Annotated in this window: 12 protein-coding genes; all 12 read right to left on the bottom strand. The window is 68.0% G+C overall.

The window, feature by feature from the left end:
* Positions 1-8: 8 nt before the first annotated feature.
* Positions 9-722 carry a hypothetical protein gene (locus tag ACFWDI_RS03065; RefSeq protein WP_385300970.1) on the bottom strand — a complete coding sequence of 238 codons (714 nt, stop codon included), beginning with the start codon at positions 720-722 and terminating at the stop codon, positions 9-11.
* Positions 723-762: 40 nt separating this feature from the next.
* Positions 763-1479 carry a hypothetical protein gene (locus tag ACFWDI_RS03070; RefSeq protein WP_385300972.1) on the bottom strand — a complete coding sequence of 239 codons (717 nt, stop codon included), beginning with the start codon at positions 1477-1479 and terminating at the stop codon, positions 763-765.
* A 247-nt stretch (positions 1480-1726) separates the two neighbouring features.
* On the bottom strand, positions 1727-2497 hold the full coding sequence (locus ACFWDI_RS03075; RefSeq protein ID WP_385300973.1) for a hypothetical protein: 771 nt from the start codon (positions 2495-2497) through the stop codon (positions 1727-1729).
* Positions 2498-2511: 14 nt separating this feature from the next.
* Positions 2512-8946: a DUF4157 domain-containing protein gene (locus tag ACFWDI_RS03080; protein ID WP_385300974.1), complete on the bottom strand. Its 6435-nt coding sequence runs from the start codon at positions 8944-8946 to the stop codon at positions 2512-2514.
* The gene (locus ACFWDI_RS03085; protein ID WP_327321668.1) at positions 8943-9239 is read right to left on the bottom strand and encodes a hypothetical protein; all 297 of its coding nucleotides are present in this window, start codon (positions 9237-9239) and stop codon (positions 8943-8945) included. The genes ACFWDI_RS03080 and ACFWDI_RS03085 overlap by 4 nt, the downstream gene beginning before the upstream one ends.
* Positions 9230-11374: an ATP-binding protein gene (locus tag ACFWDI_RS03090; RefSeq protein WP_385301225.1), complete on the bottom strand. Its 2145-nt coding sequence runs from the start codon at positions 11372-11374 to the stop codon at positions 9230-9232. Before ACFWDI_RS03090 ends, ACFWDI_RS03085 begins: the two co-directional genes overlap by 10 nt.
* Positions 11375-11407: 33 nt before the next feature.
* On the bottom strand, positions 11408-12334 hold the full coding sequence (locus ACFWDI_RS03095; protein ID WP_385300976.1) for a Pvc16 family protein: 927 nt from the start codon (positions 12332-12334) through the stop codon (positions 11408-11410).
* 4 nt (positions 12335-12338) lie between these two features.
* Positions 12339-13064 carry a hypothetical protein gene (locus ACFWDI_RS03100; RefSeq protein WP_385300977.1) on the bottom strand — a complete coding sequence of 242 codons (726 nt, stop codon included), beginning with the start codon at positions 13062-13064 and terminating at the stop codon, positions 12339-12341.
* Positions 13057-13803 carry a hypothetical protein gene (locus tag ACFWDI_RS03105; protein WP_385300978.1) on the bottom strand — a complete coding sequence of 249 codons (747 nt, stop codon included), beginning with the start codon at positions 13801-13803 and terminating at the stop codon, positions 13057-13059. Before ACFWDI_RS03105 ends, ACFWDI_RS03100 begins: the two co-directional genes overlap by 8 nt.
* Before the next feature lie 30 nt (positions 13804-13833).
* Positions 13834-14358: a phage tail protein gene (locus ACFWDI_RS03110; protein ID WP_030352235.1), complete on the bottom strand. Its 525-nt coding sequence runs from the start codon at positions 14356-14358 to the stop codon at positions 13834-13836.
* A gap of 29 nt (positions 14359-14387) precedes the next feature.
* Entirely contained in the window at positions 14388-16238 is a 1851-nt protein-coding gene (locus ACFWDI_RS03115) for a phage tail sheath family protein (protein ID WP_385300981.1), read from the bottom strand.
* A 470-nt stretch (positions 16239-16708) separates the two neighbouring features.
* Positions 16709-18271 carry an APC family permease gene (locus tag ACFWDI_RS03120; RefSeq protein ID WP_385300982.1) on the bottom strand — a complete coding sequence of 521 codons (1563 nt, stop codon included), beginning with the start codon at positions 18269-18271 and terminating at the stop codon, positions 16709-16711.
* Positions 18272-18471 lie beyond the last annotated feature (200 nt).

Consider the following 18471-nt stretch of genomic DNA (forward strand, 5'->3'; position numbering starts at 1 on the left):
GGGGAGCGCTACCAGGGGGCGACTGAGCTCTGCTCGTGAGGGAGATAGAGGGGAGCGAACGCGAGCTCGACGTGCTGCTTGTCGATGATGTCGAGGACGCGGCCACCAAATACGGGAATGGCCGGATGCGCAAGAACTCTGCCCTGGACCAATTTCCTTGTGGTCCAGGCAATCCCATACACGCGCAAGTGACTCAGGCCGGAGTCCGTGATGATGGACCGGCCGTCATCCAGCACCATCCACAGTCCGTTTCCGCCTTGAACAGTGGCGAACGCGTGAGGCGTGTGGATGGGCTCGGGCAGCTCGCTCGCCAATGTGAGCGACCACAGGTCATCGATAGTTTCGTCGTGTCGCTGCCATTCCAGGTCGGAGGTCACTGGTTCCAGGAGATCGACCATGGTTGTGTTGGCGATCAGGGAGTCTCCCTCCGGGGCCTTGGCGAGAACGGGGTGGGAAGAAGTGATGCGGGACATTGTGAGTATGTCGATGCCCAGGTAGGCGGCCAACTCGTCCACGTGGTCGGTCGACTCGGCCGAGAATTCGTAGCGGAGACGAAAACCGACGCCCGTCCGATGCAGTTCCTCCTTCACCGAACCCCGGGAGCCGGTTGGCACACGCCACTCGCCGAACCGTGATTCAGGTTCTGCTCCTTGACTGACGAGGAACGAATGGAGCTGGGGGTCGGCTTCCTCGTCCAGGGTCACCAGATAGCTGGTCTTCATCATCACCTCCGCTCGTGGTCCTGGAGCACAATGCAATCACTCACAGCCGGGCCTCCAGACGCTGGGCGAGCTCGGTGTAATCCCAGGCGGGAAAGAGAACGGGGAACACATCCAGCATGGTCGTCAGCTGTGTTCGCACAGCTTTGAAGTCCGGTTCGCCGAGAGAGACTTCATCGGTGAACAAGTACTGCCAGCCGAAGGTGCCTTTCGTGAGGGCCAGTTGCTGGATGTACTCGGTGTAGGTGAGGTCCAGACGTACGTACTGCCTGTCCCAGCCTTCGGCTCTGTTGAGGTCCATGTCGTAGTACCAGATCTCCAGCGGGTCGACATGGGGCTGGATCCGGATGGCGGCGAGTTGACCCGTGGCGGCCACGGGAGTGTCGTCGATGACGCGAAGCTCGGCGAAGAACCGGCGTTCCTCATCGCTCGACCCCGACCAGGAGAGCTCCGGCGGATGCTTGAGCACTGCCGTGAAGAGATCCGTCACACGGAACTCCCCATGGAATTCGGGAAGCCCGGAGACGGAGTTGGTGCGCCACCGGTTGCCAATCTCGGTGATCCGGGGGCTGTGGATGCAGAGCTCACGGCTCAGGACGACTCCTTGCCAGTCGGGGAGATAGCGGAAGAGAGCCGGCGATTCCTCGTAGCAGTCGCCCAGCTCGCCGGTCGCGGACCGGTCCACGCTGAAGTGAGGGCATTCCTCGATCTCCCGCTGCGTCTTGAAGAGTTGCTGCTCGATGTCCGTTGGGCTGCGCATCGCTCCCAGTCTCCACTCGGTGTTGCTGTTCCCCTGTCCATGGCTTACGCGGACCGTCTCTAACCCCCGGCGAGTTGATTACCATCTGGGCGATACCCCCGGGCAGACAACCGATCCAAGATCGCGGACCACCACGTGTCGGAGTCTCCTCGAAAGCGAACGAGTCGCATGATGCGCTGGGGGTCGACGACGACGATGCCGGAGCGGATGGGCTTGGGAATGTCTGCGTAGCGGGTCATGGGCTCAATCACTCTGTCGTGTCTGAGGCGTTGTCAGCACGCAAGGCGTCCAGGACGGCAGCTTCGGGATAGGAAACGGTCTCCGGCCAGGTCGAGACAATTTCTTCGACGATCGAGCGGTGCGTGGACAAGTGTGCAGTGGACAAGATAATGGCGGCATCCGTCTCGAAACGGCCTTTGTTGATCTTGGCGGCGGCGGCGATCATGTCTGCAACCTGTGGGATTTTCGCGTTCCCCAATGAGAGCAGAGCGTGCCGGCGCCTGCTCTCTGGCATCGAATCATCGAAGGTGATGTCGCGGAGTGCTGTCACTAGGTTCTGACTCGGTACGTCCGAGCGTTCCAGCAAGGCGCCAGCTGCCATGGTCGCTGCAGCCAATGAGTTGATGCTCACGGCTTTCCGAAGGGCTGCTGCGATGAGGTCTGCATCCTGGGGAAGAGCCAGGTCCATCAGCACGAGAAGAGCGCTGGCGTGATCTGCGCCGTCTTCCTGTGCTCCGGTTGCTTCCTTGGGAAGGGCAGGTCGGCTCAGGAAATCTCGTGCTTTCCTCAGGAGCTGGGGCTCATGGCCCTCGAAAGGATTCCCCCCTCCGAATCGCGTCGTTGACTCCGCATACCGGTAATGGTCGAAGGCCATTCCCACGGCTGCTACAGAGTCGCTGTCGAGCAGTGTTCGAAAATCCCCATCGCTCCTTTCCCCGGATGCAAGAAGCGCGCGTGCTTTTTCAAGCCGGGAGTCCCTGAAATGAACGCTCCCCCAGTGATAGGTGTTGAATGTCATTTCCCCTGCCTCGGTTATGATGGTGGAAAGAATTCGTCGATGGCTTTCCCTGGAATCTCGCCCATGATCAAGACCTCCTGGGTGCGTACGGCGTCCTGGAGGGCGCCCTTGGCCATGGTGTTGTCGGGGCCGCTCAACCCCCATGCGTCTTGATTGTCTCTTCTGGTCAAGTCGAATATTTGACTCGGTGAAACGTACAACAAGTCGATGATTACCCTGCCGTACTGCCCGCCGAGTTTCGTCGTCGTCTTCTTGCCGCTGGTAATGTCCTTCGCGTTCTTCTTTGTTGTCGAAATGAAGGGGGAGTCCTCTTTCATCTCGCCCGTTCCGTGCTGCTGAGGCTTGAATGGTCCCCTGGGGTTCCTCGGGGTTAGGCCCTTCTTCCCAGGCTTTGGCTTGTCTCGTTCCGAGATGTTTCGTTCCACGTAGCGTGGAACGAACTGATCAGCCTGCGCACGCACATACTCCGCTTTCCTGGGATCGCCTCGATGTTGGGAGTCTCGATAGAGGGTTTGATCCCCCACGTCCTGGACTCTTTCATACTTCCTCGTTCGCCTGAATTGCCCGATGGCGATCTTGGGTTTTTCGTGCTTCGGTCGAATGAAATGGAGGATGACTGAATCGGTTACTTCGTCCTCCCTGAGGTTCTTGAGTGCCTCAGGGGTCATGCTTGGCTCCCATTCCAAATGTCCGGTCGTTGATGCGGACGAGCTGTTCTTGGGTGTACTGCTTCTGTTGGTCGCCCCTCTGGTGGTCTTTCGATTCTTCGGCCTCTTCTCCTTCTCGTTGTCCCCGAGAACTTCCCTCGCCGCTTGATTGCAGATGTCTATGATCTCACCTAGCTGCGGATACTGCTTGCCTCTTGTTTTTGCTTCGATTCTTTGCCGAAGGGTGGTTGTAACCTCATCTTCCGGCCCGACGTCAAACGTTTCAAATTGCCCCTTTGTTACCCGTGCCTGTGGGTTGAGGGTGGCGATGAGGGAGAAGTCGTCGGTTCCGTGCGGAGCAAGCGAGGTGAGACGGTTCCAGATGCGCAGCCCGTTCAGCAACGCATAGAAGACCGGCTCAGGTATCCCTTTTTGCAGGAGGCTTACGATCTTTGGGCGAATTCTGGAGACTATCTTGTGGAGGCGTGCTTCTTTGGACTCTTTGGACTTCTCGTTCTTATTTCGCCGGTCCTGATTCTGCTTCTTCTGGTCCTGCTGGTTCTTCTTGTTGGTGCGCAATTGGTCGCGCTTCTTCTTGAAGACGTTGCGCAGCTTCGACGCGCTGTTCTTCAGCGCCTTGCCCGGCTTGCTCTTCTTGAGCTTCTTGCCCAGCGTCTTCGCCGCGTTGCGGACCTTCGTCAGGGCCGACTTGACGGCCTTCTTCGCCTTGCCCAGGGCGTTGCCCAAAGGAGACTTCGGCTTCTTGGGCTTGGTCGGCTTCGGTCCCTCGATTTCCCTCTTCTTCTTGGGAGTCTGGGGGGTGCTGTCCTTCTGGCCGCCCGGAGTCTTGTCCTTCGACGGACCCGGTGTCGTGTCCTTCGGCTTCGCCGGCGCCGGCTGTGGTTTCGGCGGAGCCTTCGGTGTCGGGGCGTCCTTCGGCTTGGGCGGGGCCTTCGGGTTCGGGGAAGGCTTCGCCTTCGGCTTCGGGGCCACAGGCGGCTTGCGCAGGGTCTGGTTCGCGTTGCGCACCGCACCCCGCGCCTTGTTGACCGCGTCGCCCGCCGCCTTCTTCGCCCCCTTGCCCGTCTTCTTCAGGCCCTTCATGATCTTCTCGGCCATCGTCTTGAGACGTCTGCCCACGCCCTTCGTCGCGCCGGCGAGGCGGATCATCAAGAAGTTGGCGATGAAGTCCAGCAGCGCCACGACGCCCGCCGCGACCGCCTCCGCGAACAGGCAGGCTGCCGGTCCGGCCTTGACCGCCTTCAAGTAGGCCCAGAACTTGCTGAAGGCCGAGAGGATCGAGCTGATGCTCTGCCAAGCCGCCATCAGGCCCTGGACGATCGTGAGGATCGCTCCCGCCGCGGGGACGATCATCGAGACGACCTTCTCGATGACGAGCGACGCGATCATCATCGGCAGCGACGCGATGATCGCGTCCCACGCCATCTTCCCGATCTGCTTGATCGAGACGCAGCCCTTCACCAGGACGTTGATCACGGCCTTGCCGAGGCCGAGGATGCCCTCGACCTTGGTGTCGAACCACCGCTTGACGCCCGTCTTGATGGCGCCCCAGAGGTGATCGCTGATCCCCGCCTTCGCCGAGCTGCCCGCCTTGCTGATCCAGCCGCCCGGGTCCGGCGCGATGTCCGCGATCAGCGCCGCGAACTTGCCCAGCGCCTCGATCGCCGCCTGTGCGAACTTGATCGCGCCGAGAATGACCGCCTGGTAGATCTTGATGACGGCCTTGATGCCTGCTTCCAGCGCGTCGAGCAGCGCGTTCAGGCCTGCCGCCAGGGCGTCGAGCAGGGCGTTGACCGCCTTCTTCAGGCCGTCCGCGAGCGCGTTGACCGCCGCGATCGCCTTGTCGCGCAAGCCCTCGATCGCCTTGCGGAACTTGTCCCGTAATTCGGGGAAGGCCGCGAGCAGCACGTCCCCGATGGCGATCAGCGCGTCCGCCAGCGCGTTGATCGCCTTGATGGCGAGGTCACGTACGAAGTCGATGGCCTTGTTGGCCCACTCCTTGAACGTGTCGATGATGCCGTTGACGACCTTGCGCGCGGCGTCGAAGACTGCGGTGACCGCGTCGAGGATCGCGTTGAACGCGCTCTTCACCGCGTCGGCGACCCAGCCGAAGAAGCCTCCGGAGGGCTTCTCCTCCTCCTTCTTCTTCTCGGCCTCCTTCTCCGCGTTCTCCCGCTCCGTGTCGATCTGCTGGTTGTCCTTGTCCTTCCTGTCGCCGACCTCCTTGTCCTTGTCGTCGCGGGCCTTGACGATTTCCTTGTTCTTGTCGGTGTGTTCCTTCTCGGACTTCTTGTCCGCGTCCTCGATCTTCTGGTCCTGCTCATTGCGCCAGCTCTCGCGCTCGCGCTGCGCCTCATCGGCGGCCCGGCCGCGCTCGGCCGTCTGCTTCTCCGCGTTCTGGGTGACCTCGCGGTCGATCTCGGTCTGCTTCTCCTGCTTGGCTTGCTGCTCGCCCTGCTGCTGTTCCTTCTCCTTGGCGACCAGATCGCCCTGCGCCTGGCCCGCCGCACCCTGAATCTCCGAGCCGCGCTCCTGCTTGGCAACAGCGCCGACGCCGGGCTTGGGCATGGGCGAGGCAGCCAGATTGCCGCCCTTGCCGCCGGCGCGGCCCACGGCCTTGCCGACCAGCTGCTCCTGGGGCGCGTTGGGGAAGATCCGGTCCTCACCCATCGGCTTGGCCGCGTCCTCACGGCCCGTGCTCTGGATGTCGGACTGCTTCTCCTTCAGCGCCTTGGCCTGGTCGTCCGTGCGCTTCGGGTCGCTCTCGCCCTCAAGCCTGATCTTGGGGGCGGGGCCCACCGTCTTGTTCTGGAGTTCCGGGTCGACGGTCGGCACCGCGTCGGCCGCGGCGTCGACGTTCTTCGCCTCTTCCGCGGTGAGCTTGTCCGCCACGGGTGGTGGCGGCGGGGGAGTGTTGTCGGTCGACTTCGCGCCTTCCGCCTTCTCGCTGCCCTTCGCCTTCTGCTTCTCGGCCTGGTCCTCGGGCCCGAGCTTCTCGACCTTGCCGGTCACCTCGGCGGCAGGCGCGGCCGCCTCCGGAGGGCCCGACTGGGTCTGGGGCGCGCCCGAAGGGCGTTCCCGCGTAGGCGGGTTGGCGGCCAGGCGCTGCTGCTCCTCGCCGACCTTCTTGTCCGCGGCGGCGTCCACACCGGGCATCGCGGCGGCGGCCTGGTCCGGGGCGAGCTTGCTGACCGTACTGATCGCGGCCTTCGGGTCCTGGCCCGAGACGTCCGGCGGCTCCTCCTGCTTCTCCTCGGGGGCCGCACCGCCTCCTCCGCCGCAGCTGCCGCCGCCCTCGTCCTTCTCCGCCGCGGGCTCCGGCGGGGCGCAGCCACCCCCGTCCTTCTCCAGCGACGCCTCGGGGGCGGCCTGGGCGCCTTCCGGTGCCGGCGCGCCCATCTTGCCGGGGCTCGCGGCCTGTTCGCCCGCCGGGCTGACGGCAGCCTGGGCTGCGGAAGGCGCTGCTCCGGGGCCCGCCGCCGTGGTCGGACCGGCCTGTTCGGCGGCGCCGACCGAGCCGCGGGGAGCCGCACCGGGACCGCTCTCCTTGGGGATCTGGCTCTTGGGCCCGGCCGCTTCCCGCTCGGACTTGGGTGGCTCGGCGTCACGCCGTGCGGCGGGGGAGGGGTTACGGTCCTCGGCGGGCGCCTTCTGCGTCTGCGCACCAGCAGGCCGCAACGCCGCCGGGCCGGGTGATGTATCCGGCGCCGAAGACGCGGCGGCACCGCCCTGCGGCTGCCCCTGCTCGCCCCGCTGCTCCTGATGTCCGCGCTCCTTCAGTTCCTGCTGCTCGTCCTGCGCATCCTTGGCGTCCGGCCTCTCCTCGCCGTCACCGGAGTCCTCGTCCTTGGCGGCCCCGTCTTCCTGCTGTTGCGCGGGGTCCTTCTTCTCGGCCTCGGGCTCCTGCTGGTCCTTTTCGGTGGTCTCCGGGTCGGGGCCGACCTCCTGGTCGGTCGGCTTGTCCGGCTGGAGGTCCTTGGCGCTGCGGTCCTGGGCCTGGGCCGCGGGTCCGCCCTCGGGCTGCGGCGCCTCGCCCTCGACCGGACCCACGTCCTCGCCCGGCGCCTTCGCCTCGGGCCCGGCGGACTCCTCGTCCTCCTCGTTGGCTTCGTTCTCCCGCTGCTGCTCGACCCGCTCCGCCTTGGTCGGCGGCGGCGAAGGGAAGGACGGGACGGACGGTTCCGCGGCGCCGGGGGGCGTCCGGTCGGCGGTCGGTACGGAGGAAAGGTCCAGGTCGGCGTCGGGCAGATAGTCCTCGGGCTTCAGCTCCGGCCCGCCCTTGGCCGCACCGCCCTTGTCCCGGTTGCCGTCCTGCTCACCGCCGATTTCACTGTCCGCGCCCGCCTCAAGCCCGAGCGGCTTCTCCTCCTCGCGCGGTTCGTCCTCGTCCTCGTCCTTCTCGTGCAGGCCGTGCTCGGACAGCGCGCTGTCCCGCTGCTCCGCCCGCTCGTCCACCTTCTCCGGGCGTACGGGACCGGGCTGCCCCTTCGCCTTCGGGTCGAGGTTCTCCTGCTTCGACCCGTCCGCCGGCTTCTTCGCGTCGTCCTTGCGCTTGCGCTTGTCGGCGCCGGGAGCGTTCGCCTGCTCCGGGTCCTGCTCCTCCCGGTCGCGCTGCTCCTTGCGCTCCTCCTTGGCCTGCTCGGCGCCATCCGCCTGGCCCTGCGCACGCTCGTCGGCGGCCTCGTCGACCCGCTGCCGGTCCTGGCCCTGCTGCTCCTCTTCCTGCCGCTGCTCCTGCGCGGCCTGCTGCCGGGCCTGGGCGCGCTCGTCCTCCTGCTCCGTGCGCCGGGCGGCTTCCGCCTCCTCGGCCGCGGCGTCGGACTGGGCCCTGCTCCGGTCACCGCCGCGATTCTCGTCGCGCGCCTTGGCGTCCTTCTGCTCCTGGCGGGCGTCCTCCTCCCGCCTTCCCTTGGCCTCGCGCCCGCCCTCTTCCTTGCGCTTCCACTGCGTGCGCTCGACACCCAGCAGCTCGAAGAGGTCCGCCTCCGGCTCGGGCACCTCGGCCGGCTGGAGGTCCACGGGCAGGACCTCGGCCTGCTCGGTGAGGTCCAGCAGCCGGTCGTACTCGTTCGAGAGGAGGCGCCCCTCCAGCCGGTCCAGCACCGAGTCCTGCAAGTCCCGTGACATCCGGGCAAGTTGGAGGCGTACGCGGTGGGAGAGGTCCGCCGGGTCGCCGCGCAGTGAGCGCAGCACGCCGTTCGCCAGCCGGTCCACCAGGGTCGCCGGGTCCAGCTGCTCCATGCGGGAGCGGTCGGCGTCGACCGTTGCGTAGCGCAGCCAGCCGGGCGTGGACTGGTCCGGCTCCACCTCGGGGGCCTGCTCCCCGTCCCGTACGAGGGCCTGCGCCGCCGACTCCGCCTCGCGCTCCATCGCCTGCTGCGGCAGGCTCAACGCACCCGGATCGCGGCCCGCCCGCAGTGCGCCCAGACCGTCCGGGTTCTGCACGGTGTGCAGCAACTCATGGGCCAGCAGCCGCTGTCCGTCCGCCGTGCCCGGCCGGTACGTTCCCTCGCGGAAGAAGATGTCCTGGCCGACCGCGACCGCGTCCGCGCCCAGCAGCTCCGTGAGCGTGCCCGCGTCCCGGTCGGTGTGCAGCCGCACTCGGCTGAAGTCGTGCCCGAGCTGCTCCTCCAGCTCCCGCCGTACGCTCAGGTCCAGCGGCTGTCCGGCTCCGCTGACGATGTTCTTCGGCTCCGGCGTACGGGACTTGGCCCTCTCCTTGCGCTTGCGCCGCCGTTCGGCCTGCGCCGCCTGCGCGTCCTGGGCGTGTGACGTACTCATTGCGCCTCACCCCGCCCCGAAAGACCCGCGTGCACCGCACGCGCCAGCGCCTCGCCGAGCCGCCCCGGCGACGTGGTGGCCGGCAGCGGCGGCAGCCCGGACAAGGAGTCGAGGGCCTGGCCGCCGTCAGCAGCCAGCGGCACACCCCTCTCCCGTACGAGACGGGCCAGCTCAGCCTCGAAGGCGGCCGACACCCGGTCGGGGTCGAGCCGCTCGAACCCGTCGAGCACCAGCTCGCCGATGTCCACACGGATCGTGCGCTCCGCAGGGCGCGGTGCCTCGTTCAGACCCATCCGTGGACCTCCGAAGGTGTCAAGGAGCGGTCCAGCTTGAGGTATTCGGTACGCGCCGCCTCCAGCATGTGACGCATCTGGAGCCGGTCGCCCTCCTCCGCGGCGAGGAAGGCGCCCGACAGCGCGATATTGCGGATCGAGCCGCCCGCCACGGTCAGCCGGGCGAGCAGCTCCGGATCGACGCCCTTCGTCGGCGCCCGCGCCGGCAGCACCCGCCGCCAGATCTCGGCGCGCTCGCTCTCCCCGGGGAAGGGGAAGTCGACGACGAAGCGGATACGGCGCATAAAGGCTGTGTCCAGGGCCTGCTTCATATTCGTCGTGAGGATCGCCAGACCGCGATACGCCTCCATACGCATCAGCAGATAGCTGACCTCGAGGTTGGCGTACCGGTCATGGCTGTCCTTGACCTCGCTGCGCTTGCCGAAGAGGGCGTCCGCCTCGTCGAAGAGCAGCAGCGCGCCGCCGCGCTCGGCCGCGTCGAAGACCTTGCGCAGGTTCTTCTCGGTCTCACCGATGTACTTACTGACCACCTGGGACAGATCGATGATGAACAGATCCAGGCCCAGCTCCTTCGCCATCACCTCGGCGGCGAGCGTCTTGCCGGTACCGGAGCCGCCCGCGAACAGCGCGGTGACGCCGAGGCCGCGGCGCAGCGTCGCGGCGAAGCCCCACTCCTGGTAGACGGTCGCCCGCTGACGCACATGCGCGACGACCTCGCGCAGGATCCTCAACTGCCGTTCCGCCAGCACCAGATCGCCCCACGCCGCCTGCGGCTCGATCCGCCGGCCCAGCTCGTCCATGCCCATCCGCGCCTCGGTGAGCCCGGCCTTCCAGGCCAGCCCGGTGGCGTCCAGTTCGTCCTCACCGGGCAGATCCCGTACGACGGTCGCGCCGGCGGACCTGATCAGATGCGGCGGCAGCGAGAACTGCTCGACGAGATCCTTCAGGTCCTCCTCGGACACCTCGGGCACGTCCTCGAAGGCGTCCGCCCACACGCCGAGTTGCTCCTCGGTGTCGAGAGCCGGGACGGTGACCCGTTCGCCGCGCGGCCGGGCGGTCGGCCGCGGGTCCGGGCTGGAGACGACGAGCGGTACGGCCGCGCTCTCGATGAACGCGTCTGTGGCCGCGGCCTGTTCGCGTTCCAGGTTGCCCACCTCGACAAGCAACGCGGCGGGCAGCAGGATCGCCTCGCGCTGCCAGAGGCGCGCCAGCCGGTCGCGCTCGGCCGGGTCGGTCGGTATGTCGTCTGCGGCCATCGCGTACAGGCCGAGGCCGGAACGGCGGGCGGCCGCGGCGGCGATGTCGGTGCGGCTGCGCAGATCGCCGCCGACGAGCTCGACGCGGAGTGGTGCGTAGGGGCCCGCTCCCGCCCAGCCCGCGGCGACCCGGCTCGCCGCGAGATCGTACGAAGCCGGCAGGGACTCCGGCACAGTGGTACGGCGCAACAGCCCGTGCAGCCGGGAGTCCAGATACGGCGAGCCGACCAGGAAGTGCAGAATGCGCTCGTCGAGGCGGAGCCGCGAGGTGGTCAGCCGGGTCTCGTCGTCCAGCTCGACGAGCCGCCAGCGGCGCAGCGGGGCGACGGGCGTGAGGGCGCTCCAGTGCGGGTCGGCGAGCGCGGCGAGGGCGAGCGAGAAGGTGGGATGCGCCCGGTCCGGAGAGCCGCTCGCGGCGGCGCAACGGCCGCCGGTGGTGGGGTCCAGCTCCGCGGCGGCGGCGAGCAGGACGATGTCGCGCTCGAAGGGGCTGAGCCCGAAGCAGGCGACGAGCGCGTCCAGGGTGGCGGGGCCGGCGGCGGCGAGTGCGGAGGTGCGGGGGGCGGTGAGCTCGGGCGCGGCGGCGGCCCGCGACAGGTCGGGCGTGGCAGCGGTGGTGTGCGCGCGCCGGTCGTTCCCCGGCGGGACGTCGGCTTCGCGTACGGGTACGGGTACGGGTCCGGCCGCGTCCGCTGCGGGGCCCCCGGCCGCCGCACTGGATCCGGCAGATGCGTCGCCCTCCGCCGTCCGGGTACGGTGCTGCGCGCGCTGTGCAAGGGCGTCGACGCGCGCGAGGACGGACCGCACGGCCGCAGCCAGCGCGCGGCCGTCCGCACCGGCGTCCGCCGTGCCCGGACCGGTTCCCTCGTACGTACCCATGCCCTCACCCGCCCCCGTGTCCCGCACCGCGCCTCAGCTCTCCTTGCCGTCTGTGCTCGCGCCGGAGTCCTTGCCGGTACGGGAGGCGGGCGCGGCCCGCTTGGCCACCGGCCTGGAGACCGTGGACTTGGACGCAGCGGTCTTGCTCGCACCGGCCTTGCTCTGGACGTTCTTGGACGGCGCAGTCCTGGAGGACGCTGTCTTTGACGGTGCCGTCCTGGTCGCGGCCCGCTTCTTCCCGGCGCCCGGTTCAGCGGATGCCGTCTCCGCCCCGGCGGCCTCGGTCTCGTCCTCGGCACGCGCCGGCTCCTCGGCCGGCGGCGTGGTTCCCGGCGGCACCGGCGCTCCCGGTGCCCCGAACGGCAGCACCCGTACCGTCCGCTGCTCCACCGGCTTCGCCGGGACCGGCTTCTCGCGGCCCTCGATCAGGACCAGCGACGCCTGATACGCCACCGACAGCGTGTACGGAGTCTGGTGGAGCATCCCCCACAGCTTGGACGTCTCGTCGATGTCCATCACCGTCGGTGTGAAGCGCACCTTCTGCACAGACGCCGCAAGGTCGCTGCCCGCCAGGTACGGACGTTCTGCGGCGAGCTCGATCAACTCCTGTGGCAGGACCGGGATTTCGTGCAGGGTCCGGATCACGCAGCCGATCAGCCGCTGCCCGACCAGCTCCGCCTCCTCCCCGTAGGCGCTGATCAGAAAGTGCAGATCAAGCGGCGCGGCAGGGCGTTTGAGCAGTGTCCCGTCCGAGGCGCGCGTCGGCAGGTCGGTGTGGCGCATCGAGGGGTTCGGGGTGACCTGGTACAGGAAGACATTGATCGTCGGCTCGGCAGGCGGCTCGGCCGGCGGTTTGCGGGTCTCCACCTTGACCGCGATGTCCATCTCGGGCCCCAGATTGCTCTCGATCAGCAGTGCCAGGGCCTGGGTGACCGTCGCGAGGGCAAGTCCATTGCTCATGACGTCAGTCCCTCTTCTCGCCGCGCGACAGATAGTCGTCCAAGGTCAGTGCGGGCGCGCGCCGTCCGGTGCGGTCGGGGCGGCCGGTGGCGGGACGGTTCGCGCCGGGTGGCGGTGCCGCGCTCACTTCCAGTCGGCCGATCTGTACGTGTACGACGCGCTCGGCCGGCCGGGGCGCGCGCCGTCCCACTCCGTTCAGCGCGGCGCCACGGGCAGTGGCGGTGTCGGCGCCGCGGGGCCGGGCCGCTGCCGCAACCACCGGGAGAGCGGGGTCCGCGGCGCGCGCCACGGTCCCGGGCGGGTGGCGCGGTGTGTCGGACTCCGCGGGCGCCGCCGCCCGCCGGGCCGAGCGCGGGATGTCGGCAGCGGACGGACGCGTTGCCGGCGACGCGGGCACCGCCGGCCGCAGCAGCGGTTCCGTACGCGGTACGGCCTGGACCGCGGGCCGCTCGGGCTCACCGGGCCGGGCCGCCTCGGTCCGTACCACCGTGTGCCTGTCGGTCCGTACCTCCCGCTCCTGACGGACCAACTCGGCCGGTCCGAAGGCGGGGCCCGGCGCGGACGGGATCAGGGCGGCCGGCGCGTCGGGCTCCGGCGGAGTGCTCCGCAGTGCCTCGACCCGCTCGAACGGGCCGGGCAGCCGCGGCCGGACCCGCGCCGTGCCGGCGCCACCACCGGCCACCGGCACCGGCGTGTACCGGGCGAGCAGCCGGTCGAAATAGTCAGGCATCTGCGCACAGCTCCAGGTAGTAACGACGCCGCAGCGGGCTGAGCGCCAGAATCTCCGGCTCGTTCCACCCGTAGGCGGTGGCGAGCAGATGGACATCGAGCATCAAGTCCCGTGCCCAGGTGTCCAGTTCGGTCCACAGATAGGAGGTGATGTCCAGCTCGGCCGGGGTGGCCTCACCGCACTCGGGGCAGACGACGTTCAGCGTCACATCGGCCGCCGGGTCGGCGTCCGCCGCCGTCTCGGCGAGCCGCTGCTGTACGCGCTCCGGCAGGAGAGAGGCCAGCCGCTCCGAAGGGACGGCCTCCCCGCCCCGTACGGCCGAAACCGTGCAGCGCGCCACGAGCAGCCGACGGGCCGCCGCCGGATCCGGCACCGCACCGGCCGCCGCGAGGTCGGCGACGGTGGGCAGCCGGAACTCCACCACCCATTCGTCCTCCTCCACTCGCAGCGGCCGGTGCGGTGTCCGCGTCCGGGCGCCCAGCAATGTCGCGTCGAGGTCGAACTCCATGGCCTCGCCGCACGGCGCACACTCGACACGCACCTGCATACGCTCGCCGAACAGCGCCCGGCGCAATGCGAACAGGTCCGCTTCCCGCTCGCCGACCGGCATCGACAGCAACTCGTCGGTGCCGGCCCCCGGGCGGGCCGCCCGGTGCAGCAGCAGGGACCTCCCGGATTCGTGCTGTGCCAGCCCGGCCTCCCAGGTGGCGAGCAGCTTGGCCGGCCCCGTCGGCGTCATCCCTCACTCCTCCGGTGCATTCCGCAGGGCTCAGGCCGGATGGGTGAAGGAGGGCTCGACCGGCTCCTCCACCTCGTAGTCCCGCTCCCAGCCCTCGCACTCGAGCTTGACGCTCTGAATGGCGACCGCGTTGGCGTTGGCGTCCAGCTCACCGAGCACCTGGTACTCGCTGACCCAGGCCCGGTAGAGCTTGTGCGAGACGGCGACCTGTCCGGCCTCGTTGAGGACCTGGATGATGATGTCCTTGCGGAAGTCCCGCAGCGAGACCTCCGAGCCGAGCCCGGCGCCGACCTGCCACACCTTGTTGGCCCAGCGGTCGAACTCCGGGTCGTGGGTGACACCGCGCTCGAGCGTGACGCCCTCGAACTCGGAGCGGCCCGGCGACTTGCGCGGCGAGCTGGGGTCACCGCCGTGGCGGTGCTTGACCACCTCGGTGGTGCGCTTCAGAGGACTGATCTTGCTGATGCCCGCGACCGTTCGACCGTCCCAGAGGACCAGGAACTTGAAATTCTTGTACGGGTCGAAGCGATGGGCGTTTATCTGGAACTCAGCCATCGGTTTCCTTCGTGTTCCTTTTCCTAGGGTTACGAGAGGTCGAACTGCCCGGCGACCTGCTGGATCTTGACGATCACGAACTCCGCGGGCTTGACCGGCGCGATGCCGATCACGACATTGACCACTCCGGCGTCGATATCGGCGTCGGTGGTGGTGTCCTTGTCGCATTTGACGAAGTACGCCTCACGCGGCGTGCCGCCCTTGAACGCACCCTGCCGGAACAGGTCGTTGAGGTACGCCGAGGCCTTCAGCCGGATCTGCTGCCAGAGCTGCTCGTTGTTGGGCTCGAAGACGACCCACTGCAGACCGCGGTAGAGGCTCTCCTCGACATGCAGGGCGAGCCGGCGCACCGGCACGTACTTCCACTCGCTGTCGAGCGCGTCCGCGCCCTCGAGCGTGCGCGCGCCCCACACCAGCGGACCCACCACGGGGAAGGTGCGCAGGCAGTTCACGCCCAGCGGGTTGAGCAGCCCGTTCTCCCGGTCGGTCAGCTTGACGGTCAGCGACCGGACACCGGCCAGCCGCGCCTCGGTTCCGGCCGGCGCCTTCCACACGCCGCGCTCGCCGTCGGTGCGGGCGACGACGCCGGCGATGGCACCCGACGGCGGGAAGGAGCGAAGCCGTCCGGTGAGCGGGTCGGTGAGCTGCAGATGCGGGAAGTACAGGGCCGCGTGGTTGCTGCGTACGGGTTCGAAAGCGCCGATCCCGGCCCGTGCGGCGTCCACGCTGCCCCAGGTCGATGGCGAGTCGACGAGGAGGAAGATCCGCCGCTCCCGGCAGAGCTGCTCGGCCGCCGACAGTACGGTGACCATGTCCTCGGTGGACTCGTACGCCGAAAGCTCGGGCAGAGCCAGCAGGTTGACGTCGTCCACGTCGCGCAGCGCCTGGACGCCCGTCTTGCGGGCCTCGCTGCCAATGAGGTCGCGCGGACCGGGCGGGTCGCCGTCCTTGCCGCCCTCCAGCGGGAAGACAGGCGGGTTGACCGAGGCCTCCAGGCCCAGGTCGTTGGCGCATTCGCCGACGAAGCGGACCACGTCGTCGGGGTCGACGGATCCGGCGACGACCTGGATGCGCCGGCCGAAGGCGGTCACCTCGGCGCCGGCGAAGGCGTGCTTGCCGGGAGCGTCCGGCAGCGCGCGCAGCTTGCGCTCGAGCAGGAGGGCGAGTTCGGTGACACTGCTCGGCGGCTCGTCGTCGTGGTCGGGATCGTAGAGCGTGAACTCACGCTCCACATCGCCGATCTTGACCTTCAACTCGACGTTCAGATGGGGCAGTTCGGCCGCGAAGGGCTTGGAGACGGTGCCGGAGGGGTCGGGCCGGTCCTCGTCCAGAGCCTTCACGCGGACGAGCGAGGAGCCCGCGTTGACGACGGTCTCCACGAAGCGGCCGTGGCCGGAGTTCATCGACAGACCGGTGAAGGACTCGCGGGCCCCGCCGCGCGCGTCGAGGATCTGGAGATTGAACGTCCTGTCCGGAGTCGGGGTGTCGTGGTCGACGGCCACCCGCAGGCCCGAGCCCCAGACGCCGGGTTCCTTGGCGTGCACCTCCAGCACCGGGCACTCGCTGTGCCCCTCGGTGGAGTTGAGCGTGACGCAGGCTTCCTCGCCGGTGCCGGCCTTGGCCACGCGGACGATCACCGCGACCGTGCCGCCGTTGCCGAAGAACTGGTGCACTGCGTAGCTGACAGCGCTCTGTGAGGTGAGTCCGCCGAAGCGACGCTCGAAGTCCGCGAAGCTGGTGATCCGCACGGGTTGGTTGAGCGGACCCCGGCGGGTGTGCCCCACGAACGCGGTCACCGAGGTGGTGACCGAGGCGATGGTACGGATGCTGCTGGGAAGTTCCTCGATGTAAACGCCGGGATAGCCCATGTGCGTCGGCATTCCCCCTCCATTCCCTTCGCGCACCAAGAGATGAGGAGGGGATGTGAAGGACGCGCGTATGTACTGAGCACGCATACGCGCTCTCCACTGCATTCCCCCGTCGCACACCCCGTGCGATATCGGTCTCGCAGGGCCATCGGCATGTGCCTGCGCTTGTGGCTCCTGATGCATGAGTGCCTCTGGGGAGTCTGGTTTGCATCTCAACGGTGGGTCAAGAGACCGATTCGGTCATCCGGTCATCACCGGCTCCGGAGGCAATGAGAGGTGATTTGATGCGCTGGGAGTGGTATCGCTGATCGAATATGAAGAGGAATTCACGAGCGCTTCACAGGAAAATTCGATCCACGGTGGGAAACAAGCCGAATGGACGCGGCATCGGCGCGCCGCCTTGTGTCCTGTTGATGAAGAATGGCCGCTTTGTTCCACTGTGGGCCGGGCTGCGGCCGCGGGCGTCACCGGAAGCAAGTGGCCTACTGGGGCGAGGACTTGGACGCGACGCTGACGGGCACGTCGGGGTTACGGAACCATGAGCCCTGCACTGCCCGCTGAATGAGCATCAGGACAACGCCCAGCGCCAGGGCGCCTATGCCGATGACGGACACGCCGCCGGTCCTGCCGAGCAGCGGCAGGTCGATGACGGTGGTTCCGTACGCCGGGTCGGAGTAGACGTGGAAGGCCGCGTAACAGAACAGGCCGAGCAGCATCAGGGCGCCCAGTGCGGGGAGGAGGCCCTTCAAGAAGAAGTCGGCGGCGCTGCGGGTGAGGACCTTGCGGAAGTACCACACGCAGGCGAAGCCGGTCAGTCCGTAGTAGAACGCGATACCCAGACCGACCGAGGCGATGGAGTCCTCCAGGACATTGCCACTGATGGCCGTCAGCCCGGCGTAGAAGACGATCGACGCCAGGCCCATGGCGACGGTCGACCACGTCGGTGTCAGGAAGCGAGGGTGGACGCGGGCGAAGGCCGCCGGCAGCGCCTTGTGCGTGGCCATCGAGAAGCTGGTGCGGGCGGTCGGCAGGATCGTGGTCTGCGTGGAGGCGGCTGCCGACGTCAGCACCATCAGGACCAGCATCTTCGCCAGGAACCCGCCGAATCCCTCCGTGCCGAACACTTCGTCACCGAAGCTGCCCAGGACGTCGCCCGCGTTGTCGGGGTTGGCCAGGCCGATGCCCTTGTCGCCGATCCCGGCGAAGGCCTGCGCCGAGGTGGTCACCAGGACGTAGATGAGCAGCAGGAGAACGGTGGAGATGACGGCGGCGCGGCCGGGGGTGCGTTCGCGGTCGGCGGTCTCCTCGTTGACGGAGACGGCGGTGTCCCAGCCCCAGTAGATGAAGACGGCCAGCAGGACACCCTGCGTCAGCGAGCTGGCGGAACCGATCTCGAAGGGGTTGAACCAGGCCGCGTCCACATGCAGCGATTCCTGCGGCGCGTTGCCGCCGTACACCTTCACCAGTGCCATGACGGAGAGGATGGCGAGAAGCAGCAGCTCGATGCTGAGCAGCCACTTCTGCAGGGCCGCGGAGATCTCGATGCCGATATAGCAGATGGCCGTCATCACGATGATCCAGATGACGCCCGCGAGAGCAGTCCAGCCGCGGCTGCCGGCCAGACCGTCCGCTCCGACCAGCTGGAATCCGTACTGGCCTGCGATCTGCGCCAGGTTCGCCATCACGATGATGTCGGCGATGATGATGCCCCAGCCACCCATCCACGCGGTATGCGGTCCGAAGGCCCGCGCGGACCAGGTGAAAGTGGTGCCGCAGTCGGGGTCCACGGCGTTCATCGCCTTGTAGGCGTAGGCGATGAAGTACATCGGGATGAATCCCAGGATCACCACGACCGGTGACTGGAGCCCGACGGCGAGGACGATGAAGCCGAGTGTGGCGGCCAGGCTGTAGGCGGGGGCGGTCGAGGCGAGGCCGATGGCCACGGAGGAGACGAGACCCAGCGCGCTGCCCTTGAGTCCCTTCTCGCCGACCGCGGACGACTGCGGAAGCGGAGGGCTGGGGGATCCGCCGGGCGCTGTTTGCATGAGGCGGCCTTTCGCCGTCGACCACGGGCAGCCCGATGCCGGAGCGTGTACGAGCATGCACCGCTATGTATCCGGGATACACCCATTTGCTCCTGATCGAAAGCCGAAAAGTGTTTCCCTGTGGGGGTTCGGGGACCCAGGAACTCTGCCGGTGTTGACGGCGGACGACGCAACCCGTTGATGGAGCCGCCGAACGCTCC

Source organism: Streptomyces sp. NPDC060064 (assembly GCF_042736455.1).
In the GTDB taxonomy this organism is placed as follows: domain Bacteria; phylum Actinomycetota; class Actinomycetes; order Streptomycetales; family Streptomycetaceae; genus Streptomyces.

Coding starts and splice junctions, on each gene's coding strand:
- ACFWDI_RS03115 (WP_385300981.1), bottom strand. CDS start 16,238: ATGCCGACGCACATGGGCTATCCCGGCGTTTACATCGAGGAACTTCCC.
- ACFWDI_RS03110 (WP_030352235.1), bottom strand. CDS start 14,358: ATGGCTGAGTTCCAGATAAACGCCCATCGCTTCGACCCGTACAAGAAT.
- ACFWDI_RS03095 (WP_385300976.1), bottom strand. CDS start 12,334: ATGAGCAATGGACTTGCCCTCGCGACGGTCACCCAGGCCCTGGCACTG.
- ACFWDI_RS03065 (WP_385300970.1), bottom strand. CDS start 722: ATGAAGACCAGCTATCTGGTGACCCTGGACGAGGAAGCCGACCCCCAG.
- ACFWDI_RS03100 (WP_385300977.1), bottom strand. CDS start 13,064: ATGCCTGACTATTTCGACCGGCTGCTCGCCCGGTACACGCCGGTGCCG.
- ACFWDI_RS03105 (WP_385300978.1), bottom strand. CDS start 13,803: ATGACGCCGACGGGGCCGGCCAAGCTGCTCGCCACCTGGGAGGCCGGG.
- ACFWDI_RS03080 (WP_385300974.1), bottom strand. CDS start 8,946: ATGAGTACGTCACACGCCCAGGACGCGCAGGCGGCGCAGGCCGAACGG.
- ACFWDI_RS03075 (WP_385300973.1), bottom strand. CDS start 2,497: ATGACATTCAACACCTATCACTGGGGGAGCGTTCATTTCAGGGACTCC.
- ACFWDI_RS03085 (WP_327321668.1), bottom strand. CDS start 9,239: ATGGGTCTGAACGAGGCACCGCGCCCTGCGGAGCGCACGATCCGTGTG.
- ACFWDI_RS03090 (WP_385301225.1), bottom strand. CDS start 11,374: ATGGGTACGTACGAGGGAACCGGTCCGGGCACGGCGGACGCCGGTGCG.
- ACFWDI_RS03120 (WP_385300982.1), bottom strand. CDS start 18,271: ATGCAAACAGCGCCCGGCGGATCCCCCAGCCCTCCGCTTCCGCAGTCG.
- ACFWDI_RS03070 (WP_385300972.1), bottom strand. CDS start 1,479: ATGCGCAGCCCAACGGACATCGAGCAGCAACTCTTCAAGACGCAGCGG.